The 24,845-nt window shown below is 62.2% G+C and carries 29 protein-coding genes and 1 tRNA gene; 16 read left to right on the top strand and 14 right to left on the bottom strand.

Going from position 1 to position 24,845, the window contains the following annotated elements:
• Positions 1–50 precede the first annotated feature (50 nt).
• The 3 genes from cpaB to VUN82_18020 form a co-directional block, all read right to left on the bottom strand.
• Positions 51–701 (bottom strand): Flp pilus assembly protein CpaB, encoded by a 651-nt coding sequence (gene cpaB / locus VUN82_18030; GenBank protein ID XAS70971.1) that lies wholly within the window; start codon positions 699–701, stop codon positions 51–53.
• Between the two features lie 224 nt (positions 702–925).
• Positions 926–1,198, bottom strand: a complete 273-nt coding sequence (locus tag VUN82_18025; GenBank protein XAS70970.1) for an FmdB family zinc ribbon protein — start codon at positions 1,196–1,198, stop codon at positions 926–928.
• 164 nt (positions 1,199–1,362) lie between these two features.
• The gene (locus VUN82_18020) at positions 1,363–1,968 is read right to left on the bottom strand and encodes a 5-formyltetrahydrofolate cyclo-ligase (protein XAS70969.1); all 606 of its coding nucleotides are present in this window, start codon (positions 1,966–1,968) and stop codon (positions 1,363–1,365) included.
• A gap of 139 nt (positions 1,969–2,107) precedes the next feature.
• Between VUN82_18020 and galU the strand changes: the two genes are divergently transcribed.
• The 4 genes from galU to VUN82_18000 all read left to right on the top strand — a co-directional run bounded on the left by galU (position 2,108) and on the right by VUN82_18000 (position 5,537).
• Entirely contained in the window at positions 2,108–3,013 is a 906-nt protein-coding gene (galU, locus tag VUN82_18015; protein ID XAS70968.1) for a UTP--glucose-1-phosphate uridylyltransferase GalU, read from the top strand.
• A 5-nt stretch (positions 3,014–3,018) separates the two neighbouring features.
• Positions 3,019–3,645 (top strand): GNAT family protein, encoded by a 627-nt coding sequence (locus VUN82_18010; protein XAS70967.1) that lies wholly within the window; start codon positions 3,019–3,021, stop codon positions 3,643–3,645.
• A gap of 131 nt (positions 3,646–3,776) precedes the next feature.
• Positions 3,777–4,703, top strand: a complete 927-nt coding sequence (locus VUN82_18005; GenBank protein ID XAS74733.1) for a hypothetical protein — start codon at positions 3,777–3,779, stop codon at positions 4,701–4,703.
• Between the two features lie 6 nt (positions 4,704–4,709).
• Positions 4,710–5,537 carry an NAD(P)H-binding protein gene (locus tag VUN82_18000; protein ID XAS70966.1) on the top strand — a complete coding sequence of 276 codons (828 nt, stop codon included), beginning with the start codon at positions 4,710–4,712 and terminating at the stop codon, positions 5,535–5,537.
• 51 nt (positions 5,538–5,588) lie between these two features.
• On the opposite strand, the gene VUN82_17995 is transcribed toward VUN82_18000, so the two are convergent.
• Positions 5,589–6,773, bottom strand: coding sequence for a DDE-type integrase/transposase/recombinase (locus VUN82_17995; protein XAS70965.1), 1,185 nt, complete (start codon positions 6,771–6,773; stop codon positions 5,589–5,591).
• Positions 6,774–6,967: 194 nt separating this feature from the next.
• Here VUN82_17995 and VUN82_17990 point away from each other — a divergent pair.
• Positions 6,968–7,040, top strand: a tRNA-Ala gene (locus VUN82_17990).
• Between the two features lie 62 nt (positions 7,041–7,102).
• Here the strand turns inward: VUN82_17990 and VUN82_17985 are convergent.
• Complete coding sequence (locus VUN82_17985; GenBank protein XAS70964.1) at positions 7,103–7,306, bottom strand: cold-shock protein; 204 nt, start codon at positions 7,304–7,306, stop codon at positions 7,103–7,105.
• 204 nt (positions 7,307–7,510) lie between these two features.
• On the opposite strand from VUN82_17985, the gene VUN82_17980 reads away from it, so the two are divergent.
• Genes VUN82_17980 through VUN82_17960 form a run of 5 tightly spaced genes read left to right on the top strand, consistent with a single transcriptional unit; the run spans position 7,511 to position 9,739 of the window.
• Entirely contained in the window at positions 7,511–7,855 is a 345-nt protein-coding gene (locus tag VUN82_17980; protein XAS70963.1) for a zinc ribbon domain-containing protein YjdM, read from the top strand.
• A 15-nt stretch (positions 7,856–7,870) separates the two neighbouring features.
• Complete coding sequence (locus VUN82_17975) at positions 7,871–8,377, top strand: universal stress protein (protein XAS70962.1); 507 nt, start codon at positions 7,871–7,873, stop codon at positions 8,375–8,377.
• A complete protein-coding gene (locus VUN82_17970; GenBank protein XAS70961.1) occupies positions 8,364–8,795 on the top strand; it encodes a CrcB family protein in 432 nt (143 codons plus the stop codon). The genes VUN82_17975 and VUN82_17970 overlap by 14 nt, the downstream gene beginning before the upstream one ends.
• A complete protein-coding gene (gene crcB / locus VUN82_17965; GenBank protein XAS74732.1) occupies positions 8,792–9,163 on the top strand; it encodes a fluoride efflux transporter CrcB in 372 nt (123 codons plus the stop codon). The genes VUN82_17970 and crcB overlap by 4 nt, the downstream gene beginning before the upstream one ends.
• A 45-nt stretch (positions 9,164–9,208) precedes the next feature.
• A complete protein-coding gene (locus VUN82_17960; protein ID XAS70960.1) occupies positions 9,209–9,739 on the top strand; it encodes a ferritin in 531 nt (176 codons plus the stop codon).
• Between the two features lie 79 nt (positions 9,740–9,818).
• Here VUN82_17960 and zapE read toward each other — a convergent pair whose 3' ends face one another.
• The 4 genes from zapE to VUN82_17940 are packed head-to-tail and all read right to left on the bottom strand — an operon-like array spanning position 9,819 to position 12,951.
• Positions 9,819–10,988 (bottom strand): cell division protein ZapE, encoded by a 1,170-nt coding sequence (gene zapE, locus VUN82_17955; protein ID XAS70959.1) that lies wholly within the window; start codon positions 10,986–10,988, stop codon positions 9,819–9,821.
• Complete coding sequence (gene corA, locus VUN82_17950) at positions 10,985–11,980, bottom strand: magnesium/cobalt transporter CorA (GenBank protein XAS70958.1); 996 nt, start codon at positions 11,978–11,980, stop codon at positions 10,985–10,987. Before corA ends, zapE begins: the two co-directional genes overlap by 4 nt.
• Before the next feature lie 9 nt (positions 11,981–11,989).
• Complete coding sequence (locus VUN82_17945; GenBank protein XAS70957.1) at positions 11,990–12,415, bottom strand: DUF1761 domain-containing protein; 426 nt, start codon at positions 12,413–12,415, stop codon at positions 11,990–11,992.
• Between the two features lie 47 nt (positions 12,416–12,462).
• On the bottom strand, positions 12,463–12,951 hold the full coding sequence (locus VUN82_17940; GenBank protein XAS70956.1) for an Lrp/AsnC family transcriptional regulator: 489 nt from the start codon (positions 12,949–12,951) through the stop codon (positions 12,463–12,465).
• A gap of 169 nt (positions 12,952–13,120) precedes the next feature.
• On the opposite strand from VUN82_17940, the gene VUN82_17935 reads away from it, so the two are divergent.
• Positions 13,121–14,356, top strand: coding sequence for an MFS transporter (locus VUN82_17935; GenBank protein ID XAS70955.1), 1,236 nt, complete (start codon positions 13,121–13,123; stop codon positions 14,354–14,356).
• 6 nt (positions 14,357–14,362) lie between these two features.
• On the opposite strand, the gene VUN82_17930 is transcribed toward VUN82_17935, so the two are convergent.
• From VUN82_17930 to VUN82_17920, 3 genes are all read right to left on the bottom strand, one after another.
• Complete coding sequence (locus VUN82_17930) at positions 14,363–14,869, bottom strand: Lrp/AsnC family transcriptional regulator (GenBank protein ID XAS70954.1); 507 nt, start codon at positions 14,867–14,869, stop codon at positions 14,363–14,365.
• Positions 14,870–14,983: 114 nt separating this feature from the next.
• Positions 14,984–15,646 (bottom strand): TMEM175 family protein, encoded by a 663-nt coding sequence (locus VUN82_17925; protein ID XAS70953.1) that lies wholly within the window; start codon positions 15,644–15,646, stop codon positions 14,984–14,986.
• 9 nt (positions 15,647–15,655) lie between these two features.
• Entirely contained in the window at positions 15,656–16,906 is a 1,251-nt protein-coding gene (locus tag VUN82_17920; protein XAS70952.1) for an MFS transporter, read from the bottom strand.
• A gap of 108 nt (positions 16,907–17,014) precedes the next feature.
• On the opposite strand from VUN82_17920, the gene VUN82_17915 reads away from it, so the two are divergent.
• On the top strand, positions 17,015–17,989 hold the full coding sequence (locus VUN82_17915) for a LysR substrate-binding domain-containing protein (protein ID XAS74731.1): 975 nt from the start codon (positions 17,015–17,017) through the stop codon (positions 17,987–17,989).
• Here VUN82_17915 and VUN82_17910 read toward each other — a convergent pair.
• A complete protein-coding gene (locus VUN82_17910) occupies positions 17,964–18,989 on the bottom strand; it encodes a nitronate monooxygenase (protein ID XAS70951.1) in 1,026 nt (341 codons plus the stop codon). The two genes, VUN82_17915 and VUN82_17910, sit on opposite strands and share 26 nt — an antisense overlap.
• A 40-nt stretch (positions 18,990–19,029) precedes the next feature.
• On the opposite strand from VUN82_17910, the gene VUN82_17905 reads away from it, so the two are divergent.
• Positions 19,030–19,965, top strand: a complete 936-nt coding sequence (locus VUN82_17905) for a BadF/BadG/BcrA/BcrD ATPase family protein (GenBank protein XAS70950.1) — start codon at positions 19,030–19,032, stop codon at positions 19,963–19,965.
• A 32-nt stretch (positions 19,966–19,997) separates the two neighbouring features.
• Here the strand turns inward: VUN82_17905 and VUN82_17900 are convergent, their stop codons facing one another.
• A complete protein-coding gene (locus VUN82_17900) occupies positions 19,998–21,020 on the bottom strand; it encodes a pirin family protein (GenBank protein ID XAS70949.1) in 1,023 nt (340 codons plus the stop codon).
• Between the two features lie 50 nt (positions 21,021–21,070).
• On the opposite strand from VUN82_17900, the gene VUN82_17895 reads away from it, so the two are divergent.
• From VUN82_17895 to rsgA, 3 genes are all read left to right on the top strand, one after another.
• On the top strand, positions 21,071–22,867 hold the full coding sequence (locus VUN82_17895; GenBank protein ID XAS70948.1) for a beta-galactosidase family protein: 1,797 nt from the start codon (positions 21,071–21,073) through the stop codon (positions 22,865–22,867).
• A 48-nt stretch (positions 22,868–22,915) separates the two neighbouring features.
• Complete coding sequence (locus tag VUN82_17890) at positions 22,916–23,368, top strand: NUDIX domain-containing protein (protein ID XAS70947.1); 453 nt, start codon at positions 22,916–22,918, stop codon at positions 23,366–23,368.
• 222 nt (positions 23,369–23,590) lie between these two features.
• Complete coding sequence (gene rsgA / locus VUN82_17885; protein XAS70946.1) at positions 23,591–24,778, top strand: ribosome small subunit-dependent GTPase A; 1,188 nt, start codon at positions 23,591–23,593, stop codon at positions 24,776–24,778.
• Positions 24,779–24,845 lie beyond the last annotated feature (67 nt).

Raw genomic sequence — 24,845 nt, 5'->3', positions numbered from 1 at the left:
AATCCAAGCCCTGCATCAGGGATGGGCGAAACCTGGGCATTGACCAAAACCTAGGGATTGACCAAAACGAAGAAAAGCTTGCCTTGCGTGGATGCGCCGGCAAGCTTTTCTGCTTGCCGAGGATCTGCAGCTACCACCATCAAGCCGTCGGTGTCGCTGGTGCCAAGCCATTGGCCAGGTTTGCCCCCTTGGGCAGACGTCCAAAGAACAGGGACGGAGGTGGCCAGGACTTCGGTTTGCCGGGACTCGTCGTATGATCCTGCAGCAGTGAGTACTACATTCACCAGCTGTCCCGGGGACAGAAGCTGGATGGATGAAGGGTCAGCCATGCGAAGAGGGACCGCAGCTGAACCTACAGGTGCACCAGTGAGAAGACCCGGCCCCAGAAGATTGGATTCAGTGGGAATCTGCCCTTTGGTCAAGGGCGAGGCAAGCTGGCGGCCCACCAGTGAAACGTGATCCTCCAGGGCTCCGGAGATCGCGAGGTCGGGCGGCACATCAACAGTGGTGAAGTCGGCCACTGTGAGGCTGGTGCCTGCGGCAAGATCACGGGCAGCGACGAGAATGCTGACGCGCTGCTCAGAGGCAGGGGTTAGCTGTTGGACTGTAATGCCCGTGGCCAGGCAGAGCAGCAGTGCAACTGTCAGCCGACGATTCCGGGAGACCCAGAAGTTCAGGCTCTGCCTGGGGCCCAGCCTCACTTGGCGATGTGGCCCCTGCTTCCGTGGGTGGAAAGAGCCAGCCGTGCTGGTTGGCGGGTTTCGGGAGCGACCACGGCCCCGGGCAGGGGCAGTTGAATGTTCGCGGCGGGGGAGTGGCGAAGTGGTGGACTTTAGTGGCATGACGCCACGTTAGCCACCGGGCTCGGCCGCCCAACAGCGGCCGGGTGCCCTATGTGGAAAAGTGCTGGTGTGGAAAAGTGCTGCTAGCTTGCTGCGGCTGCAGCCGCTGGTGCAGGCGTGGCAGCCGGGGTCGGAGTCGCCGGGGAGGAGGGCGCAGCAGAGACAGTGCTGCCCTTGGCATCGCGCGAATCCGTGCGGTAGAAGCCCGAGCCCTTGAAGACAACGCCGACGCTGTTGAACTTCTTGCGGAGCGCGCCCTGGCATTCAGGGCACTCCGTCAGGGAGCTGTCTGAGAAGGACTGGACGATGTCAAAGGCATGGTCACAGTCTTTGCAGGCGTATGCGTATGTGGGCACTGAGTTCCTCCTTCAGGACAAGGTTCAGGTCCTGTGGAGCCGTGGCGGAGAATCTCCGCATTAGCAGTCGCAGGGCCTGAGTGCCAATTCTATCATCAGCATCCCGTTCATCCGCTATCTGCCAACTCCACGTAGGTGGGCGGCTTCACGTAGCGTCAACCAGGTCACTCTCCGCCGCCAAGCGCGATGATTCCCGAGGGTGTCAAGGCATCCGGCACCGGGCGGTCAAAAGGCTCGGCGGGGATAGCTCCGGAAGGCAACACATCGTCGTCGTACACCACCGCAATGGTGGGTGGCCGCCCACCGGAACTGTCCAGGCGTTGGAGGAGGCGGTCGTAGTAGCCGCCGCCCTGTCCGATGCGGTTGCCATCCCGGTCCACAGCGGTGGCCGGCATGAAGATGCCCGCAACAGCGCTCACAACAGCACTGTCCAAACGCTCGCCTTCGGGTTCGTCGATGGGTGCGTAGTCGGACCGGACGAAAGCTGTCTCCGGCGTCCAGTAGACCCAGCTCAACTGGCGGCCGGCTTCGCAGACGGGAAGCAGCACCTGGTGGCCCGCGCTGTGGAGGCCTGCGATCAAGGGCATGGTTGGGGGTTCGTGGGAGACGCCGACGTAGATCGCGAAGGTCCGGGGGGATCCGGCCGAAATCTTCCGGGCCCACGCCAAGCCGTGGCGTGCAATCGCCTCGCCCGCTTCGGCTACTTGCTCCTTGCTGAGGCCGCGCCTGTACAGGCGTCGGCTGCTGCGGATGTCTTCCTTCGATGCCATTTTGGTCCGATCATGAGATTCGCGCGGGCTACCGTCGTCTACGTAAAGCAGCAAATCCGCTCCAGTTCAAGGGCTGTTTCTGCGTCTTGCCACGGCGAGGGTTTACCCGTTGATGTATTCCTTCCGTTACATTAGTCCGGTGACTCTCGATAACAATGCTGTCCGTAAGGCCGTCATCCCCGCAGCGGGTCTTGGTACCAGGTTCCTCCCCGCCACAAAGGCGATGCCGAAGGAAATGCTGCCCGTGGTTGACAAGCCAGCCATCCAGTACGTCGTCGAAGAAGCGGTGAAGGTTGGCCTGCACGACGTCCTGATGATCACCGGGCGCAGCAAGCGCGCCCTGGAAGATCACTTTGACCGTGTGCCGGCGTTGGAAGCAACGCTGGCAGCGAAGGGCGATACTGCCAAGCTGGAGGCTATCCAGTCCGCCACCAATCTGGGCGACATCCACTACGTCCGCCAGGGCGACCCCAACGGCCTCGGCCACGCGGTCCTGCGTGCAAAGCAGCACGTCGGGTACGAGCCGTTCGCGGTCTTGCTCGGCGATGACCTGATCGATCCCCGCGAGGACCTGCTCAGCGAAATGATCGCTGTCCAGCAAAAAACCGGTGGTTCCGTTGTCGCTCTCATCGAAGTTGAGCCTTCGAAGATCAGCGCCTACGGTTGCGCCGACGTCGAGGAAAACGGTGAAGACGGCTACGTCCGCATCAAGCAGCTGGTGGAAAAGCCGTCCCCCGAAGAAGCTCCATCCAACCTCGCGGTGATCGGTCGCTACGTTCTGCACCCGGCAGTGTTCGACGTCCTGGAGAACACTGCTCCCGGACGCGGCGGAGAAATCCAGCTGACGGATGCCCTTGAGGTTCTGGCTGCCGGGGAAGGTGAAGGCTACGGCGTTTATGGCGTTGTCTTCCGTGGGCGCCGCTATGACACCGGTGACAAGTTGAGCTACTTGAAGGCCTGCATCGAGTTGGCATGCGAACGCGATGACCTCGGACCCGAGCTCCGCGAGTGGCTGCCCACCTTCACTGCCGGCCTTCCCAAATAACACCGGTGTACGGCTCTGCGATCTGGCCGGTAACGCTGGAAAGCGGAGCCTTGGTGCTCCGGCCCATCCGTTACCGCGACAAGCGGGAGTGGTCTGATGTCCGTTCGCGGAACAGTGAATGGCTTGCACCTTGGGAGGCATCCAATCCTGCGCCGGGTGGTCGCCTGCCCAATTACCGTCAAATGGTGGCATCCCTGAATGCGCAAGCCCGGCAGTCCACGGCTTTGCCCTTCCTCATCACGGAGCGGACCGAGGGTTTCCGTGAGCCGCAAATTGTGGGCCAGTTGACGGTCTCATCCATCGTGTGGGGTTCGGCGATGATGGCTACCCTTGGCTACTGGGTTGATAAGGAACGCGCCGGACACGGTATTGCTCCCACTGCAGTTGCGATGGCTACGGACCACTGCTTCCGGACCCTTGGCCTGCACAGGATGGAAATCAATATCCGGCCAGAGAATGCGCCAAGTCTCCGTGTGGTGGAAAAGCTCGGATTCCGGGACGAGGGCTACCGGCTGAGATACCTGCACATCAATGGCGAGTGGGCGGATCATCGCTCATTCGCGCTCACCTCGGAGGAGGTTCCGCAGGGACTCCTTGACGCCTGGCTCAGAGGAAGAACAGGCAGGTCATAGCCCCTTTTGAGCCGTATCTCCATTCATTTGTGGACTCGCCGACGACACACCGACCGCAATGCCGCCGCCCCTGATGATTTGCTTCTACGGTTTTGAATGTGGACTTCCCTCTCAGCAGCTCAGTGATCCTTGTGGTCACTGTCGCGCTTTGGATGGTATGGGTCGCTCCTTACGTTCTTCGGAACAGACGGCAGCAGGTCCAGGCGGCCACTGTTTCAGCAGAGGCATTTGACGACGAACCAGACGAAACGCAGGCAGGGGTGGTACTGACTTTGGCACCCCGGCAGGAGAAACCGATGGAGACCATGCACAGCAAAGCACCGGCGTCGCCCCAGGAATCCAGCGTGGCTGAGTCGTCTGCCAGAAAGCCGCCCGCAACTCCCTTTACGATTCGTTATGCCCGGCTTACCTTGGCGTTGTCCGGCCTCGCTTTGCTGCTGACCGCCATTGTTTCGGGCATGCTGCGGCTGTTCGGCACCGGTACTGTCTGGCTGCCGTTGGTGTCGTTCGTTGGTTCGGTACTTGCCGTGGTGACTTTGCGGCGACTCGCCCTCCGGGATCTCCGTGAACGCCGTGCGCGGCGGGCTGCACCAGTGGTGCCCATCCAAACCCCGGCACGGTACTTGCCAAAGGAAGCGCCTGTCGAAGCCAAGGAAACCCCGGTTTTCGATGCTGAGGCCGGAAAGCTGGAAGCCGCACGCCTTTCGGCCGTGGAACTACGCCAGGCTGCCTTGGCTGTTGCCCTAGCGGCCGGAGACAAGTCTGCTGGTGACAAGTCCGCTGGTGATAGGTCCGCCGAAGGGGCCGCTGGTTCCGAGGATGCCAGCTGGGAACCGGTTGAGGTGCCCAAGCCCACCTACGTGGGTGCCGCGAAGGCGCCGCGCCCCGCTCCGGAGCCTTTGGATCTTCCAGACGCTCCCAAGCCTGTGGGCAAGCCGGTGCTGAAGCAAAGTGTTGAGCAGGCGGAGGCCGCAGCAGCTGCGCAGGTGCGCACTGCATCCAAGGGGCAGAGTGCCTTGAGCAACCTGGACGATGTCCTGCAGCGTCGCCGCGCCTAGCCCGGCATGACCACGCTCTGTGTTGCGGGTGGCACCGGCCAGGCAGGCCGTGAAGTTGTTCGCCAGGCGCTCGACGCCGGGCACACAGTATCCGTCCTGAGTCGCCGTGTGCCGCCTCGCGGTTCGGAGAAGCATCACGACGGCGTCACCTACTTTGCTGGCGACGTCACCACAGGCGATGGCCTGGCAGCTGCGCTGGCGGGTGCCGACGTCGTCATTGATTGCCTTGAGGGCCGGTTCGGGAAACCCCAAAAGGAATTTGCCGATGGCGGCAAGCGTCTTCTTGGCGTGGCTCACCAGGCAGGTGTTCGCAGGGCTGTGGCGTTGTCGATTATCAACTGCGACAAGAGCGCCCATTCCTACTATGTCTCCAAAGCGGCAAAGGAACGGGTCTACGCGAGGGCCGAACTGGAAACGGTGGTTATCAGAGCCACGCAATTCCACAGCCTGGTCGAAATGATCTTTAGTGCAGGTGCAAAGATACGGTTGATTCCGGTGTTCAAGGGAGTGCGGTTCCAGACGATCTCACCTAGGGAAGCCGTAGCTGCATTGCTCGAAGCTGCGCTGGAACCGCCTTCTCCCGAGCAGCACCGGGTCAGAACCGTTGGCGGCCCCGAGGTCCTGGCCATGAAGGACATGGCGGCGTCGTGGAAAGCCATTACTGGCGCACGAGGCAAGGTTCTGGAAGTCCCACTGCCGGGTGCCATGGGCGCCTACCTGCGCGCAGGACTCAACCTCATGCCCGAGCAAAGGTATGGCACTGAAACGTTCGTGTCGTGGTCCTGTTGCCTCATTGCAATACCTCCGGGAAGAGTAATACGTTGCCTCATTTGAAAACCTCCGGATGAGTGGCTTCGTTGCCTCGTTGAAGAACCTCCGGATTGCCTAGCCGTTCCAGGCTCGGTTTACGGGTTTGAGGGGTGCTGGTTTCTTGACCAGGGCCAGTGTTTCCAGCTGTCCGGTGAGCGCCAGAATCTGACGTGAGAGGGCTCCGGGCTTGATGCGTTTGAAGGCGGCGTTCATCTGGATGACAGGGCGTTTGTGCATCCGTTCATGCCGGATCGCGCGTTGGTGGGGTGTGGCTGGCGCGTCGTGTTTCTTGGTGACTTTCGCGCCGTGCCGCTGCTTGGAGAGTAGCTTCTGCTGGGGCAGCAGGTAGTTGGTGAAGACACGGTCCAGCTCCCAGATCTCGTTGAGTTTCTCCAACTCCGCGGTGGTGTCGTAGCGCAGGTAGCCGACCAGTTCCCGGACCCTGGCCCAGTTCTTCTGCTCCACGTGGGCTCCGTCGTTCTTGTTGCCTGGCCTGGATCTGGTGAACGTGATTTGGTGCGCGTGGCAGTAGGCCAGCAGATGCTCGTTGATGAACTCGGAACCGTTGTCCGAATCGATGCCGATGATGGGGAACGGAAAGACCGCAGTGACGTGTTCAAGGGCCTCGAAGACCCATTTGGCGGCCTTGTTCCGCACCGACCGGTTCACGGTCCAGCCCGTGGCGATGTCCGTCACCGTCAGGGTGCAGCAGAACTCCCCGAAGCTGTTGCCTCCCTCGTGGCCGACCAGATCGATCTCCACAAATCCCGGGACGGCGTCGTCCCACTCGGCCCACGTACGGATCGGGATCTGGGATTTCAGGAGAGTGCCCGGCTTCGTGTGGGATCGGCCCCGCAGGACCATCTTCGACCGTTCGCCGGCGAGTTTGCGGTCGATGGTTGCCGCGCTCATTCGCATCAGCAAATCCGCCTGCCCGTCGGTGATCTCAAGCTCTTTGTCCCGGCGCAGCAGCGGCACCAAGACAGGCAGCATCGGGGCCAACAGCCTGCCGGCAGGGGCGCGCAGCACCGCCCAGCATTTGATCAGCGGCGGCACCAGATCGGGGCCGTAGACCGGGGTCCTGCCCGGCCTGGGCCTGACAACTTTCAGGACCAGAGCCTCCCGCAGCGCTGCCCGGGCGTAGTCGCGGTGCCAACCGGTCAGCTCGACCAGTTCGTTCAGGATCCGGGACTTCCCTGACCGATCAGCACCCTTATAGGCGAGGGCTTTCTTCTTCGTCACAGCTTGCCGCTGGGCCATCGTTAGCTCCATGAAAACGGGCATAGCCCCGAACCGCCGCCACACTTGCGAACCACGCCGTTACGCGGAGGTTTTCAAATGAGGCAACGTATCCGGCTACGCGGAGGTTTTCAATGAGTCAACGCGGTGGTTGGAAAAGCGCCGGGAAACTTTGTAGCCTAGGGACACTGGCCTGGCCGTAGACGCCGTGCCCAGGGGCTATAGCTCAGTTGGTAGAGCGCTTCGTTCGCATCGAAGAGGTCAGGAGTTCGAATCTCCTTAGCTCCACAGATTTCGCCGACAACAAAACCGGCCAGGCACAACGTGCCTGGCCGGTTTCTTGTGGGAGTTTAGAGGGGTTGGATGTTCTCCGCCTGAGGTCCCTTGGGGCCTTGGGTGATGTCGAACTGGACCTTCTGGTTCTCGTCCAAGGAACGGTATCCGCTGGAGGTAATTGCGGAATAGTGGGCGAATACATCCGGGCCACCGTCGTCCGGGGCAATAAATCCGAAGCCCTTTTCAGCGTTGAACCATTTTACTGTGCCTGTAGCCATGCTTGTTTTTCCTTCACGGGTCGCTGGTCGGTACCGCTTGTCGGATCACCGTCCCCGCCACTCACATTATTGAGCCTATGTGTCGATCCGACATGGGGCAACAGATTCGGCGGCGCGCCTTCGTAATGTGGTTGTGACGGAGGCACGCGATCGGGCTGTGGTTGAAGAGCCGGGCGGCAGTGGATGGCGCCTTAGAATTACCCTGTGAACGACTCCCTGCCTCCGTGCCCCGAATGCTCCAGTGAATACACCTACCAGGTGGGCGTGCTGCTCGTTTGCCCTGAATGCGCCCACGAATGGTCACCCACCGCCGAGAGTGATGTGCAGGCGCACGTCATCAAAGACGCGGTGGGCAATATTCTGAGCGACGGCGACACCGTCACGGTGGTCAAGGACCTCAAAGTCAAGGGCAGCGCCACGGCCATCAAGGTGGGCACCAAAGTGCGGAATATCCGCCTCGTCGACGGGGTGGGGGATCACGATATTGACTGCAAAGTGGACGGATTCGGCCCCATGCAGCTCAAGTCCAGCGTCGTAAAGAAAGTCTGACAGGAGGACTTCACCATGACCGGGATCCCAGCACCCAAAGGCCTCGCCGGCCCCATCCTGGTAGGTGTCATGCCCGGGCAGCGGCCCGTCGTCGTCGAGCGCGCCGCTGAGGTGGCGCTGAGCGCCGGGCTCCCACTGGTGTGCGCGTTCGTCGACGTGACGGCCTATCCCGTGGACGGCACCACGGGCGGTCCATCGGCCCCGATTGATCCCGACGGCGTGGATGACGATGCCGAGAGCGCCCCGGAATCCGTGCGGACAGCAATTGCCACCCAGTTGGCCGAAGCTGATCTGAACTGGTCCATCGTTTCCCTGGCAGGGGAGCCGGCACGGGCGTTGGCCCGTGAGGCCGAAGATATCGGGGCGTCCATGATTGTGGTGGGCTCCAGGGACCGCAAGCTCGGTTCAGCCATCAAAGAACTGACGGCCGGCTCCATTGCCCGGCAGCTCTTCCACCGCCAAGACCGTCCTGTGCTCGTTGTACCCGTTGAGCCACGGGTACCGGTGGATGATGACGACTGAGATCAGGCGTCCGGTCCATCTTCACTGGGGGTTCATTGGAATGGTGGCCGTAGGCGGCGTCCTGGGGGCGCTCGCCCGTTACGGCCTCGGACTCTTGATTCCCGCGCCAGGGTCCTGGCCGTTGCCCACCCTCCTCATCAACCTTTCCGGCGCCTTGGCGCTCGGCGCTTTGCTGGAGGGGCTGGCGAGGAGGGGGCCCGACGTCGGACGTCGCCGGATGCTGCGCCTCGCCTTGGGTACGGGCTTTCTGGGTGCCTACACCACCTACAGCACGCTCGCATTGGATGCGGTTCACCTGTTTACCGAAGGAGACACGACTGGTGCTACAAGTTATCTGGGTGTGAGCCTGCTGGGTGGGGCGGTGGCAACCACAACCGGAATCTGGCTCGCTGCATGGCACCACCGGCGGGCGAAATGACCGTCCTCCTGTTGGCCCTGGCGGGGGGACTCGGCGCCGCTGCCAGATTCATTCTGGACGGGCTCATCCGGGCACGCCTTCGTACGGCCCTGCCATGGGCCACCATCTTCATCAATGTTTCCGGCTCCTTGCTCCTCGGGTTCCTGGCTGGCCTGGTGATGCAAGGGCAGGCCCCCGAATCCCTTCAACTCATCCTCGGCACTGGTTTCCTGGGTGGCTACACCACCTTCAGCACGGCAAGCCTGGAGACCATCCGGCTGGTGCAGAGCGGGCGGATGGGGCTGGCGCTTGTCAACGGCTTGGGTTCCATGGCTGTCAGCGTCGGGGCTGCCGCTGCCGGTGTTTGGTTCGCTCTGCTGCTGGCTTAACAGGTCGCTGCCTGGCTGTCTTAGCCCGGCTGTAGGATCGGTGCCATGGCTAACAAGACATTCAATGAGCTGTTGTCCGTTCAGGTCGCCAATGAGTTTGCGGCCTCCCAGCAATACATTGCAGTAGCCGTGTATTTTGACGGTCAGGACTTGCCGCAACTTGCCCGGCATTTTTACCGCCAGTCCCTCGAGGAGCGGAACCACGCCATGATGATGGTCCAGTACATGCTGGACCGTAACGTACCCGTCGAGATTCCCGGCATCGCCCCGGTTCGCAACAACTTCGCCAACGCCAAGGAACCCATCGCTTTGGCCCTTGAGCAGGAAAGGGAAGTCACGCGCAACATTGAGGAGATGTTCCGCGCCGCCCGCGCAGAGGGCGACGCCCTGGGCGAACAGTTCATGCTGTGGTTCCTGAAGGAACAGGTTGAGGAAGTTGCCTCCATGACCACGCTTCTAAACATCACAGAGCGGGCGGAAAACCTCTTCGATATCGAGAATTACGTTGCCCGTGAGAGCGTTGGCGATGCTGGGCGTGATTCAAGTGCGCCGTCTGCTGCCGGTGGCGTGATCTAGCGGCAAAAAACCCAAAGGGCCACACCGTCCCGAGGTCGAAATTCCCAGGCCGAAAACAGGTCCCGAGGCCGCCCGAAACTCAGCTTCCGGCGGCCTCTTCGATTGCTAGGGCATCGTCGTGATCGCACCTGCCCAACAGGGACAGGCGGCTGGCAATGCGGGCCAGATCCACGGGCAGGACGCTCCCGGAGGGCTCCGCGTCCCAGTCCAGGGGTCCCGTGCCGATCAGGAACAAGGTGATGTCCTGATCGTGAAGCACGTCCACGGCATTGCTGAACCGCTGCCATGCGGGCGCGGAAGCAGGGTCGCCCACGGCAGCGGAGGGAACGTCGTCGATGACCCAGGTCTTGAAACTGTGCGCCAAGGCCAGGAAGTCCGCGGTGGAGGTCAGCCCTGCGCACAATTCCGGAAACCCCACCCAGAGCAGGTCCGGGTCTGCGTTCTTGACCAGGATCGGTTGCGTTGTTGGGGTCAGCACACGGCTTTGGGATGCAGTTGGCCGGAAGAGCCCCAACCGTCCCAGCTGCTTGGGTGTGCCCGGCGTGATGATCCGGCCCGAGCTGAAGGCCTTGGGCGCGTCGCCGGGAGCACTACCTGCTGCAGGAAACCGCCGGAAATCGGCGGGGCCGTTGATCTCCACAATCTCCATCATCTCTTTGATGGCTTCGATGGTGGGCAGAAAATGGTCGTGCCACAAGGGATTGGGCAACAAGTCGTCCGGGGCGTAGTTGGACGTCACCACCAAGGGAATCCGACGCTGCGCCGCGGATCGCAGCAATCGCGCCATGAACATCCCATCCCCGACGTCGTGGACATGGAATTCATCAAAGAACAGGACATCGATGTCCGCCAGGAGCACATCCACTGAGTGCTGTATGGCTGTTCCATCCGCGGAAACGGGACGGTGCGTTCCGCCGTGGAGCTTGCGGAAGAAATCGTGAAAGTGGACGCGACGTTTCCGGGCCCGGAGCCTGTCATGGAAACTGTCCATGAGCCACGTTTTGCCGCGACCCACAGGTCCGTGAAGATAGATGCTTCGCGGCGCCCTCTGCTGTAGCGTACGACGACGGCCCGTTACCGCTGCACCGAAGGCTGCCAACCGCTGCGCTGCTTCATGCTGGCTGGACTCAAGCTGGAAACCTGACCGTCCGGCGTCGTGCGAGAAGCCCTCCAAGAGCGCCAGGACGGTTTCCCCGTTGCCTTGCCCTCGTTGGGTACGGTTTCCTGGTTGCGGGAATAGCGGCGTCACAGCCAGCCTTTCCGCTTGAAAATGAGATACATGAGCAGTGCTGCTCCGACCATGAGCCCGATGGCCATTGGATAGCCGAAGTCCCAGTGCAGCTCCGGCATGTGGTCAAAGTTCATGCCATAAACGCCCGCCACGAACGAGGGAGCGAACAGAATGGCAGCCCACGAGGAAATCTTCTTGACCTGCTCGTTCTGCGCAGCGCTCGCCTCGTTCTGGCGGTTGGCTGTCAGGGTGCCGTCAAGGGTCAGTGCGTTCTGGAGGAGATCCCTGAAGGAGTTCACCCTGGAGATGACGCGCTGGACGTGGTCCTCTACGTCGCGGAGGGAGCGCTGGAGTTCGATGTCCACACCGTACTTTTCGAAGCCCTTCTCCAGCAGGACCATGATGTCCGGAAGAGGCTGGATGGCCCGCTGGAATTGAATGACTTCACGGGCAAGTTCATAGATCCGTCGAGAAACCGCGGTGTCGCCGCTGAAGAGCTGGTCCTCAATTTCGTCGATGTCGTTCTCAAGCCCGGCCACCACAGGCGCGTAATCGTCCACCACCTGGTCCAGGAGGGCATACAGCACCGCTTCGGGTCCATGCCGCAAAAGGTCTGGGCGCTGCTCCAAACGGTGCCGGACGCGAGCGACTCCGCCGGTCTCGGCATGGCGGATGGTCACCACGAAATTGGGACCAGTGAAGATGTGCAGCTCGCCAAACTCCACGGTCTCGGAAGCATCCAGATAGCGGGCGGGCCGCAGGACCGTGAAGAGGTTGTTGTCGTAGCGCTCCAGCTTTGGCCGCTGGTGCGCTGAAACAGCGTCCTCCACAGCGAGTTCGTGAAGGCCGAATTCGTGGGCGACGGCGGCCATCTCGTCCCGGGTGGGCCTGTATAGCCCGATCCACGCCATACCACCTTGCTCCGAGAGTGTCTCGAATGTCTGCTCAAGGTTACGTGGGGTGGCTGTGCGTACGCCCTCTACATAGACGGCGTTATCAATGATGGTCACGAGTGAACGCTACTGCATGGCACCGATGATGGCGCCGGCAATGGTCATGGCGAGGATGTCGTGCCCCGCATCAATAACGGTCACCTCAGAGGGACGCCCCGCGAAACCATTGTGGATGACATGTCCTCCGGCACGGAACACCAAAGCCAGGATCAGGGCGAAGAGGCCGCCGGCAAGGAAAGTGTTGAGCTCCAGGGCACTGATCAGGATGGCCAGCAGAATGCTGGTGAGCGCCGCGGCAAGCATCATGGGAATCCAGATGCCCGCGCCACCATCGATGTTCTTAAGGTCCTCTTCGGTTTTGCCGATCGCTTGCATCCACCGGCGCCCCAGGACGGCTGGCATGTACCAAACGAACCCGATCACCATGCTTGAAATGAAAGCCAGGAGGACAGCGAGCCAGTTGATCTGCAATATGTGTGAGAGCCAATCCATGGTCAAAAGCCTAATCGGGTGAGACGCCTGGAACCGCGTTCAAACGCTCATGCTGACCGCGTGTTGGTGGAACCGGCCAACCTTTCCATCAAAGGCTCCGTGCGGTAGGGGATATGCGTGTGCAGGGCCAGGACAGTTTCCGTTCGGATGACGCCTTTGGTACGAAGGACGGATCTCAGCGCAGATTGCAGGTTGTGCGTGTCCGTTGCCACCACGCGGCACCACAGGTCTCCGCGGCCTGAGATTTCGTGGACTTCCAGCACCTGTGGAATCAGCCGCAAGGCGCCGATGACGCCGTCGAGTTCGCGGTGCGTTACTTCAATGGTGATGAAAGCGACGACGTCGTACCCCACCTTTTCGAGGTCCACTTCGCGGCCTGCTGCCTGGAGGACCCCGGACCGGAGCAGCCGTTTAAGGCGGCTCTGCGCGGTATTGCGGGCAATGCCGAGGGAATCGCTGAGCTCGGCGATCTGGATGCGGGGGTCCTTGATGAGTTCCAGCAGGATCTTCAAGTCCATAGGGTCCAAGGTATTCAAATGGTCACTCCGGCTTACTTTGACGAGACTACTTTGAGTATTTTGCTCAATTTTCCCACGTTCCTGCTTCGCTGAGCGCAGTCCTACGGCAATCTGTTGCTATCGAAACCTGGCTGCGCGGCCCATCCCACAAGGAACCCGCGCGCAGCCCCGAATCAAAGGCACGGAAATGACTGTCTTGAGCGAACTCCGCATGCGTCCGGCCAAAGCCGGCGTCTGGAGTTGGGATGCCACCACCACTGCAAGGCTGGTCCTGGCCGGCACAGTGATGTTCACGCTGCTTGTAGGCGCAAACTTGGCCACACCTCTCTATCCTCTCCTGCAGGCCAGCCTGGGTATGTCCTCCTTGGACGTCACGATGGCCTTTGCCAGCTACGTACTGGCGCTTGTTGTGGCTCTCATCGTGGCGGGGCACTGGTCCGATCACATTGGGAGGCGGGCGGCACTGGTGCTTGCCGTCGTCATGGGTTTGGTGGGCGGCATCATCTTCGCGAATGCGGACAGTCTTGGCATGTTGTCCCTCGGCAGGGCCTTCCAAGGCGTGGCAGTAGGGCTGGCTACTGGGGCCAGTTCCGCAGCCCTGCGTGAACTGTTGCCCCAGCGGCCTGACTGGGCTTCGCGCTTCACGTTGCTCTCCTCGGCTGGTGGCGTGGCTGCCGGACCCGCCATCGGTGGTCTCCTGTCGCTGCTTCCGGACCCTACGCGAACGCCCTATTACATCCACTCCGCGGTGCTGCTTGCCACGCTTATTCCGCTGTGGCTACTCAAGGCAAGGCCCGCGATTGCGCCCGCTGCAGGAAAGCCGGCGTTCAAGGTTCTCGCTCCACGAAAACCCGCCATTTCCAGTCACGCCCGCAGTGCCTTTTGGATGGCATCGGCAGTGGGCTTCCTGAGCTTCGCAGTCTTTGGGTTCTGCCTGTCGCTGGCTCCCGGATATTTCGCAACGGTGGTGCATGCTGATTCCAGACCCCTTATCGGGCTGCTGGCTGGGGTGACCCTGGGTGCTTCGGCGCTCAGCCAGCTGGTAGGAGTACGCGGACGCTACCTGGTCCCCGTTGCCCTGGCGGTGTTGGGCATCTCGATAGTTCTGGTGGGAGCTGCCGCAGCTTGGTCGAGTCCGTTGTTGCTGGCTGCAGCCAGCGTCACTGCGGGTGCAGGGCAGGGCATCGCCTTCCGTCAGGTGTTCAACGACGTTGCCGGGAAGGTCGAGGCAGCCCGGCATGCGCAGGTCATCAGCACGGTATACGTCATCACCTATTTGGGGAGCGCAGTTCCGGTGATTGGCTTGGGAATGGCGGTCTCGGCACTTGGCTTGCAGACCGCCGTCGTTGGTTTTACCGTGCTGTGCGGGGTTGCAGCGCTGGCGCTTGCCGCGGCGTCACTCCGGGGTGCCAGGCGCGCCTGAGAGTCGCTACTCGGGGAGCGGACCGCGATTGCCGGGGATGTGCTGGAAGACCATGGTGGTCTCCGTGTGGCCAACCACCGGATCAGTCGCGAGGTTATCCAGCAGCCAGTTGCGGAGGTCGTCGGTGTTGGCGACTGCAATATGCAGAAGATAGTCCACGGAACCGGTGGTGTGGAACGTGGAGATCACTGCGGGCAGCTTAGGGACGCGTGCGGTGAAGCGGTCGATCTGGTCCCGATCGTGGGCGCGGAGACGGACGGCAATGAGCGCCTGCACCGAGCGGCCGATGGCCGGCAGGCTGAGGATCGCCTCAAAGCCTTCGATGATCCCGCGTTCGGACAGGGCCCTTGTCCGCATCAGCGCAGTGGACGGAGCGATTCCCACGAGTTCTGCCAACTGTTTGTTGGAGATGCGGGCGTCCTCCACCAGGGCGGCAAGGATCCGTTCATCTATGGCGTCCAGCGGCTCGGCGCTGCCTGACGTTGGCCGAACATTCTTCGCGGGGTTGCTCACGGATCCTCCTGAAATTGCCTTTCATTCATCATAATCACTGAAATCCTGGCTAACCATTCGTTCCAGATGGTACTTCCCGAATATTTGTCCGTGATGGCGCGGGTACTACGTGGATTATTTTGGGGTTGGGTCCAAGGGCTGTCGCTCGCTGTTCTTGAGGCTCCGACGCCGGGCGAGCCGTTGGAGTGGCTCACTGAGCACCATGAGGAGCAATGGCAGGTTTCCCAAGTCTGGAACTATGAGAGCCAGGATCAGCGCGGCGAGAAAGAGCGCCGCCACGATGGTCCCGGCCTGGATCCCGGACCTCGTGGCCGCCTCGTCCAGGTCATGCAAGTGCGGGTGCGAGCGAAGATAGACGCGGGCCAGCAGCAGCAGGAAACTCGTAGCGAAAAGCGTGCCTATGTAGACAAGCGGCTGCGCCCAATCTGCATGCATTTGCGTTGACAGTGCAGTTGCCACCGGCATCCACACGATGGTGAACATCCAGGCAATAGTCAGCCACAAGAGTACTGAGTCCACAAGATGGACGTTGCGGAAGAGCCGGTGATGGTGAACCCAGAAAACAGAGATGAGGACGAAGCTCAGGACGAATCCCAGGAGGGGATACCGCTCCTCGGCGAACCACTGGGCTGTGGTGCCGTGATGATCAGCCAGTTCACCAACGCTCTCCATGAGGGGGAGGATCAGCAGCGTCAAAGCGATCGCTACCACGGCATCGGTAAACGCCTGCAGCCGTTCCGGCGAGGACAGCTCCCGGGAACTTGTGATCTCTGTCATGCCTGACGATTATAGGGGTTCCGGTGCCGAAAGCGGCTTGCTTTGCGCTGACGGTGAGCGATGTACGACGGCGGTGACTACCGCCGTCGTAATGGCAAGGCCCATGACGCTCCACGCCAAAGCCGGCCACCCGAACGCTTGGAAAGCCAGGCCTCCCGCCCAGCCGATGACACTGGACCCCAGATAGTAGGAGAGGTTATAGAGTGATGCCGCTTGGGCGCGGCCTGTTGTGGCGATGGCACCGGTCCAACCGGAACCCACGCTGTGGGCCGCGAAAAAGCCGCCAGTAAATACCACGAGGCCGATCAACGTGGCCACGAGGTTCTCTGCCAACGTGAGGGCGAGTCCCGCGATCATCATGGCAATCCCAAAGAGCAGGACAGTGCGCCGCCCAAAGCGCGTGGTGAGTCCGGCCGCCCACCGGGAGCTCACGGTTCCGGACAGATAGGCCAGGAAAATGAGGCTCACCAGAGTGGTGGGAAGTCCGAATGGTTCACCGTGGAGCCGGAATCCGAGGTAGTTGTAGACCGCGACGAATCCGCCCATGAGCAGGAATGCCTGAAGGTAAAGGGAGAACAGCTTGGGATTCGTGGAATGGCCTCGCAGTGTGCGCAAGGCTCCGCGGAATCCCTTCGGCGGTACGGGCATGAAGCGTCGCTGTTTGGGTACCAGCACCAGGAACAGGACCGCGGAGACGGTGGCCAGCAGGGACACTGCCAGCGCAGCTGCCCGCCACCCCCACAGTTCTCCCACTGGACCCGCGACCAAGCGTCCGGCAAGTCCGCCGAGCGTGGTTCCAGCAACGTAGCTTCCGGCCGCCAGTGCGGTGTGGATCTTGGTGACTTCTTCGTTGAGGTACGCGATGGCTATGGCTGGGATTCCGCCCAGGGCCATGCCTTCAAGAGCGCGCAGTCCGAGGACCAGTGGAACGGTCGGTGCCAGCGGAACAACCAGCCCCAGCACTGTTGCTGCTCCGATGCCCATGGCCATTGCACGAACCCGGCCGATCCTGTCTGCCACAAAGGACCACGGCAGGACGCTGACGGCAAGTCCCACGGTGGCCAGGGAGATGCTCAGCGCGGCTTCTGCTGCCGAGATGCGGAGGTCGGCTGCCATGAGTGGCAGGACCGCCTGGGTTGAGTACAGCTGGGCGAACGTAGCCACGCCGGCCAAGGCCAATGCGGCAAGCACGCGGCGGTAGCCACGGGAACCCTTGGCATGCCCGTCCCATGGTGTAGCGCTCACAGCTGTTTTAGTCACTGGCCCAGACTAGGCTTCCTGGACTGTGCGTTCCAATGCATGATTCGCTTATGATTCATGCAGGAATGCATGACTTTCGTACTGATGCTGGAGCGGAACGGCAGGCGCATGGAACCGGATCACCAACAGCTTGTGCAACTCCTGCCGCTCCTACCCGTCCTGGCAGAATTGGGCCGGACGGAGCATATGACGGAAACGGCTGAGCTCCTCGGCGTTCCCCAGTCCACGGTGAGCCGTGCAGTGGCCAGGGCAAGCGCGATTGTGGGGATGGATCTTCTTGTTCATGATGGGCGTGGCATCCGCCTGACTCCAGCGGCAAGAACATTGCTGCCCTATATCGAAGCGGCGCTGGAAGACTTCCAAGCCGGATTGGATAGGGTTCGCCACGAGTCGGACGTGGTCAGGGGACGGATCGGGGTCTCGTTCCAGCACACGTTTGGGGAAGCGACGCTGCCCCTGCTCATCAGCGCGTACCGCGGCCGCCATCCGCATACGGTCTTCGAGCTCCGGCAGGGTCCGCGTGACGACTGCCTGGACGAACTGGCCAGGGGCGATACAGATTTCGCGCTCACTGCACCGATCGCCCCGGACGGCAGGGGCATCCACTCCCTGCCTCTCTACAGGGAGCCGCTGCGCGTAGTGCTGCATTATCGGCACCCACTCGCGAGCCGCTCAAGCGTGCACCTCTCCGAGCTGCGCCACGAGCCCTATGTGACGCTGCCCGCCGGCGTCGGCCTCCGGGCTCTGGGTGAAGCGTTGTTGCGCGAAGCAGGTTTCCGTCCGCGGACCGCTTTTGAAGTCCAGGAATCCCACACTGTCCGGGGGCTGGTCGCGGCCGGACTGGGCTTCAGCATCCTGCCTCCCGCCGGGCCGGGCTCCGGAACTGGCCAATTCCTGCCGGGGGCCGAGTTGGGACTTGTGGAAGTTCCCATCGAATCCGAGCTTGCCTTCCGGCAGATCGGCATGGCTTGGCGGGAGCGCACCTTCGAACCCGACGCCGTCAGGCTTTTCCGTGAGCTGGTGGTCAGGGAGGGCGAAGCGTTGCTGGCCGAGCTTGTCAGAGCACGCTCAGGAAATCCCTGACAACATCCTCCGCAGATCCTTCCTTTGCTGATCGCCAACCGGTGCCCGCCCAGAGATTGAGGCGCTCAGGATCACCGGCCGCCGATGCTGCTGCCCGGATCGGCGCTGTCAGATGATGGATTGCCGGATAACCCTCTGGCGCGTCCGCGTGATCTCGAACGAACTCGTTGACCAGCGAACGGGCGAATCGTCCGGTAAAGGCCCGGGTCCTGGCTGTCTCGGTATAGCGCGGATCGCCGAGGGCGTCTTTATGCGCTTGCCGGGCTCCGCTTTCCTCCGTGCGTATCAGCGCCGTACCAACTTGCGCGGCTGCCGCACCAGCGGCGAGGACTTCGCGAAGCGCTGAACCGTGGCTGATCGCGCCGGCTGCAATCAGCGGAAGGTCGACGGCGGTACGCACCTGGGCGATGAGACCCGCCGTCGTGGTGCTTTCTCCTGGGCCGGCGAGGAACGCCGCCGTGTGTGCTCCTGCGGAACTATGCTGCACCGCAAGGGCATCCGGGCCTTCCTCCGCGGCGGCAAGGGCCTCGGCAATGCTCGTCACACTGGTGATGACAGCAGTTCCGGCCTTCTGCAGGGCCTTGACCACAGAGCGTCCCGGCAGCCCAAAGGCGAAGCTGACGAACTCCACAGGACCCGCGATCAACGCGTCGATTTTGTCCTGCCAGGCGTCGTCGTCATCAAATCGGAGGGCCGGGACTGCCACGCCGTAGCGGGCCGCCTCTGCTTCAAGTTCCGTCCGGTACGCCTCCAGCCTCGCGCGCACAGCCGGGGACGGGGAGAGTTGCGCCATATCCGGTACAAAAACGTTCATTCCGAACCGGATGCCCATTGCACGCGCAGTTGCGATCTCGGCCGTCATGGCCTCGGGGCTTTTATAGCCGGCGGCGAGAAAACCCAAACCGCCGCCGACTTGAACTGCCTGCACCAGGGCGGCAGTGGACGTTCCACCAGCCATGGGCGCTGCAATGAAAGGCGTATCAAACAGGGAATGCGACATTGCGGTTTCTCCTCGGGGCGCTCCAAGCTAGTCTTTCACGGTGAACAATCTTGACTCTGCCATGCATTCCCACGCGTCCCCGGAGGCACTCTCCGGTACCGTGATCGGGCTGGATATCGGCGGCACGAAAACGCGGGGTGTGAGGTTCGAAGACGGCGTTCCCGTCCGGGACGAAAGCGCCGGAAGCTCCAATGTGCAGAACGTGAGCCGCGAGCAGGCCATGGCAAATCTCGCCGAACTTTTCGCAAAGATCGGCGGCGGTGACATCGACGAGGTTTACGCGGGCGCCGGAGGAATTGATACCGATGAGGACGCGCAAGCGCTCGCCGATCTCATCTCTCCACACGTCCCCGGAGCACGCATCACTGTGGTTCACGACTCCCGGCTGCTCCTGGCCGCGGGGGGAGCGAGCACGGGCGTCGCCGTGATTGCCGGAACCGGTTCTGCCGCGTGGGGTAGGAACGCGGCCGGTGAGGAAGCTAGAGCCGGAGGCTGGGGTTATCTTCTGGGCGACGAGGGAAGCGGTTACTGGTTGGGCCGCGAAGCCGTGCGCCATAGCTTGCGGCGGATGAACCAGGGACTTGAGCCGGACACCCTGAGCCGTGCCTTGCTGGACTCCTGTGGAGTGGAAGAGCCGGGCAAACTGATCGCCTTGTTCCACTCCCCGGAAACGGGTCGCCGTTATTGGGCACAAAAAGCGCGGCTCGTCGTCGAAGCTGCGGACGCCGGTGATGAAACCAGTTCACGTCTGGTGGACCAAGCGGGCAGGGACTTGGCTGACTTGGCCGAACAGGCCGTTCGACAACTCGGCTTGGATGGTCCCGTAATCCTAGGCAGCGGACTGGGCATGAACGTCCACCGCCTGCAGGAATCATTCAAGGCGCGGCTGGCCGAGCAGGGCATCGTCGATGTCCGGATTCTCCAGCAGGACCCAGTGTTCGGCGTCCCTATGCTTGTGGCCGAGCAGCGGGCATAGCGGTTTGAACTTCAGCCTCGGGCCCGAGGACCTCAGCCTCGGGTACGGGGACGCAGCTTAACGCCCGGAAGCGGCGGCGCAGGGATTCGTCCGGCTTCCGGCCCTGCGTCTGGACCGTGGCCCTGGACCAACCCGAAGCGTGAAGTGGCGGCAGCGTCGTCGTCGAGCAGGCCTTCGGCTTCCCATTCCAAACGCGCTTTTTCCACTTCCTCATGGGTACGTCCCACGAAGTTCCACCACATCAAGAGGTCTTCCCCGAACGGTTCGCCGCCCAAAAGCATGAAACGGGTATCCGGTCGGGCCTCTACGATCAGGTTCTGCCTGCCGGCGCCGAGGTAGGCCAGGGGGCCTGGTTCGATGTCTTCGCCGTCGATGTTCAAGTGGCCGTCCAGCACCAACACGGCATGCTCGAACTCCGGAAGCAGCGGAAGCTGGAGTGTACCTGCGCCGGTGATGTCAGCGCCGACGATGGGGCTGAACATTGTGGCCGGGGAGCGTTGACCGGCAAATTCGCCCACCATCACGGTTGCTGTGTAGCCCTCGCCAACAGCCACTGGAAGCTCGGTGTGTTGCTCGAAGGAGGGTTCGCGGTGCCGGTGTTCGTCAGGGAGTGCAACCCACAACTGGAGTCCCCGCGACATGGGAATCTCGTCATCAGCCCCGGCCAGCGTAGCTGCAGGCAGGACCGAGAATTCGGAATGGGAGATTCCATGGCCGGCGGTCATGATGTTCAGTTCACCCGGTTTGACCACCACATCGCTTCCCACGCTGTCGCGGTGCCGCACGGCCCCTTCCAGCGGCCATGTCACGGTTTGGAGGCCGCAGTGAGGGTGGGGGAGAACGCTCATTGCCACACGGTCCGGACCAAAACTGTCCAGGAAGCACCAGGCGCCAACGGTGGGCAAGCCGCGCTGGGGCAACGTGCGGAACACGTTCATGGCCCGGACTCCGCCCAGGGGAACTTCACGCTCAGGCCATAACTGCACGCACGGGCCTTGTCCTTCAGGGGCAGCGGGGCAGACTTGCTCCGCCGGGGAAGTATCAAGATTGGTCATGTGTTCATCACCTGTGCATAAATGTTGGAAGTTGAGCTAATCTGTTCCGTGTGAACAACGCCGTTTTGAGCTACCACGACGCCGTCCTCTACCGTTCGGGTGAACCGTATCGCATCCTTGCCGGAGCCATCCACTACTTCCGCGTTCACCCTGATTTGTGGCAGGACCGGCTGCGTCGACTCAAGGCCATGGGCGCCAATACTGTGGACACCTACGTTGCCTGGAACTTCCACCAGCCTAAGCGCGAAGAGGCACCGGAGTTTACAGGCTGGCGGGATATCGGCCGTTTCATCGACCTCGCCGCTGAGGAAGGTTTGGACGTGATTGTCCGGCCAGGCCCCTACATTTGCGCGGAATGGGACAACGGCGGCTTCCCGGCCTGGCTCACCGGAATCCCCGGCATTGGCCTGCGCTGCATGGATCCACAGTTTACGGCCGCGATCGAGGAGTGGTTCGATCACCTTCTCCCGCATATCGCATCCCGGCAGGCATCGGCGGGTGGTCCCATGGTCGCCGTTCAGATTGAGAACGAATATGGCAGCTACGGCGACGACCACGACTACATCCGCTGGAATCGCCGTGCCCTGGAGAAGCGAGGGATCACTGAGCTGCTCTTCACAGCCGACGGCGGAACCGACTACTTCCTCGACGGCGGCTCCGTGGATGGAACGTGGGCGACAGCCACATTGGGAAGCCGGGGCGATGAGGCAATTGAAACCTGGAAGAGGCGACGGCCCGACGAGCCCTTCTTCAACGTCGAATTCTGGGGTGGCTGGTTTGACCACTGGGGCGAACACCACCATCGCCGCGATGCCAGTGACGCCGCTGCAGAAGCACGGAAGATGCTCGATGCTGGTGGATCGGTGTGCCTCTACATGGCACATGGCGGTACGAACTTCGGCCTGGGATCGGGCAGCAACCACGATGGCACCATGCTCCAGCCAACAGTCACCAGCTACGACTCCGATGCCCCCATTGCCGAGAACGGAGCATTAACGCCGAAATTCCATGCCTTCCGCAAGGAGTTCTACAGCGCCCAGGGCATCGAGGACCTTCCTGAACTACCCCTCGAGTTGCTCGCGGACGCCCCTGTCCTTCCAGTGCAGTCCCTGGCCCTGACAGAAGGCCGGGACCTGTTGGAGCTCGTCCGCGATTCGGGCAAGCCAGTAACCAGCGTCAAACCGCTCACTTTTGAACAGCTGGGGCTCGACGCCGGCATGGTCCTCTACGCAGCCCAAGCCACCCTCCCGGGACTCCCCGGAGCTCCAGCCGAGAGCCGCCTCAAAATCACGGGGTTGAAAGACCGCGCCTACATCTGGGTCGACGGACAGTATGCCGGCGTCCTTGACGATATCAACGCGGCCGAAGGGTTGGTTGTCACCGGAACCGGCGTCCCGGCCAAGCTGGAGATTCTGGTGGAGAACCTGGGCCGCATCAACTATGGCCCCCTGACCGGACATGGCAAAGGCATCCTTGGAGGCGTCCTGATCAACCAGCGCTACACCTTCCATTGGACACAGACGCCCGTGGCTTTGGCTGAATGGGCGGCCGAAGACCTTGAAGGACTGGCGGGAGCCGAGTTCGAGGTTGCGGAACCGGCGGATACGTATATTGCACTCCCGGATTCTGGAAAGGGCTTCGTCTGGCTCAATGGATTCCTGTTGGGACGGTACTGGGACAAGGGGCCGCAGGTCACCCTGTACGCCCCGGCACCTCTGGTGAAGATTGGCCGGAACAGCATCAAGGTGCTGGAGCTCGCCAAGCCGGGGACCGTCGTCGAGCTCCGCGACGGGCCGGACCTTGGCCCGGAAGAGGCGGGGCCGATAGCGGCGGCCGAATTGCCGTAGCGCCTTTGCCGACTGACTGACAACTGAGCTGCCAACTAAGCTGGCACCATGACCCTGGAGTTCGACACCCGCCCTGCCGCCTACGCCGTCATCATTCAGGAGGACCGGATTCTTCTGGCCTACTGGAAGCAGGACGGCAAGGAAGGCTGGACGCTGCCGGGCGGGGGACTGGACCTTGCGGAGCATCCCGTGGACGGATGCCGCCGCGAGGTCTTTGAGGAAACCGGCTACGAGGCCCGGATTGATTTCATGCTGGGCATCGACGTCGGACACTGGCCCGCCGAAGCCCTGGCGGACGGTACGCTGCGGGACTTCCAGGCACTCCGGTTGGTCTACGAAGCTACGATCGTCGGTGGCGAGCTGACGCACGAGGTGGACGGCAGCACCACCCATGCGGCGTGGATTCCCCTGGAGGACATCGGCAAACTCAGCCGGGTGTCCCTGGTGGACGTGGCGCTGCGCCTGCACAATGAGCGGCCTGCTGACGGGAAGCTCAACTAGTCGCGACTTCAAAGACCTAGCCAAAGCCCACTGGCTTGGCTACGCTGTAGAACGTTGCCGGCCCACCAGCTGCCGGTCTGGATGCCGAGGAGGTGGAAATGATGATTGCCATAATCCTGCGCGCCCCGCACTCAAGCGCGGCGCACCATCATCACACCACCATTCCTGTCCCGGCATCAGCCTGCCAAAACTAGGCGGCCGGGCCTCAGCAGAGGTTCCAACGTGAAAACTTACGCTTCTTCAAGCGACCCAAAAATCAGTTTCAGCAGCGCCGGCGACGGCAACCACCTGAAAGGCCCAACAGACTACGGCTATACCGAAAGCATCGCTGAACTCTTCCGCACCAACCCGGCTACGGGCGGCGACACAAGCGACAACACTCCGGGACGGGTAGTTCGTCTCGATAGGAATCGGGTGCTCGTGGCGTCCAACAGCGGCCTGCTCCATCTGCCCTATCCAGGGCATGGCTTGGTTCCCGCCACCGGGGACTGGGTGTGGCTGGGGCACAACGGCGCAGGTGAGCCATCCGTCGCCGAGGTTCTTCCTCGGCATTCGGCATTGAGCCGCAAGCGCGCCTTCGAGGCATCCTCCGAGGAACAAATCCTTGGCAGCAACATCGACATCGTGGCGGTAGTAGTGCCCGTGGACCGTCCTCTTACCCATAACCGGTTGGAGCGGACGCTCGTGGCCGCTTGGGATTCCGGGGCAACCCCGCTGGTCGTCATTACCAAAGCCGACCTCGCTGACCTGGCAGACGACGTCGTAGGCGAAGTCATCCTTCAAGCTGCCGGAGTAGAGGTGGTCACCACGTCCGCCGAGCAGGGCGATGGCCTCGAGGAGCTCAGGCAGCACATCCCGAAAGGGGCCACGCTGGTGCTGCTCGGCCCGTCGGGTGCCGGCAAATCAACGCTCATCAATGCCCTCGCCGGACGAGATCTCCAGGAAACGGGTGAGGTGCGTGCCGGTGACGGTAAGGGGCGGCACACCACCACCTCCCGGGAACTGGTGCCGCTGGGAGGCGGTGCCGTGCTCATGGACACTCCGGGTGTTCGCGGGTTTGGACTGTTCGACGCTGAGGAGGGGATGGAAGAGATGTTCGGCGACCTTGAAGCGTTGTTCGCCCAATGCCGATTCGCCGACTGCTCCCACCAAGCCGAGCCGGGGTGTGCCGTGCAGGAGGCGCTCGCCCATGGAAGCCTGGACCCGCGCCGCTGGGGAAGCTACCTCAAACTCCAACGCGAACTGGCGGCCCTGAACCGGAAACACGATGCCGCAGCCAGGCGTGCCTATCAGCGCGAATGGCATCAAAAGGTACTGTCCGCGGACAGGGGACAGCGCGCCGCGGAACGACACCGGCACGATCAGGCCGAGGAACGCGCAGCAAAGGGCGGCAAACGACGCAAACGCTGAACATTGCCGATTCATTACGGAATACGTGGCGTCGCTGACATCGTCGGTGGTGCTGACTACGCTGGGT

It is taken from the genome of Micrococcaceae bacterium Sec5.1 (genome assembly GCA_039636795.1).
GTDB lineage: Bacteria > Actinomycetota > Actinomycetes > Actinomycetales > Micrococcaceae > Arthrobacter.
The sequence above is the reverse complement of the archived record's forward strand: the minus strand, read 5'-3'. Positions and strand labels throughout refer to the sequence as shown.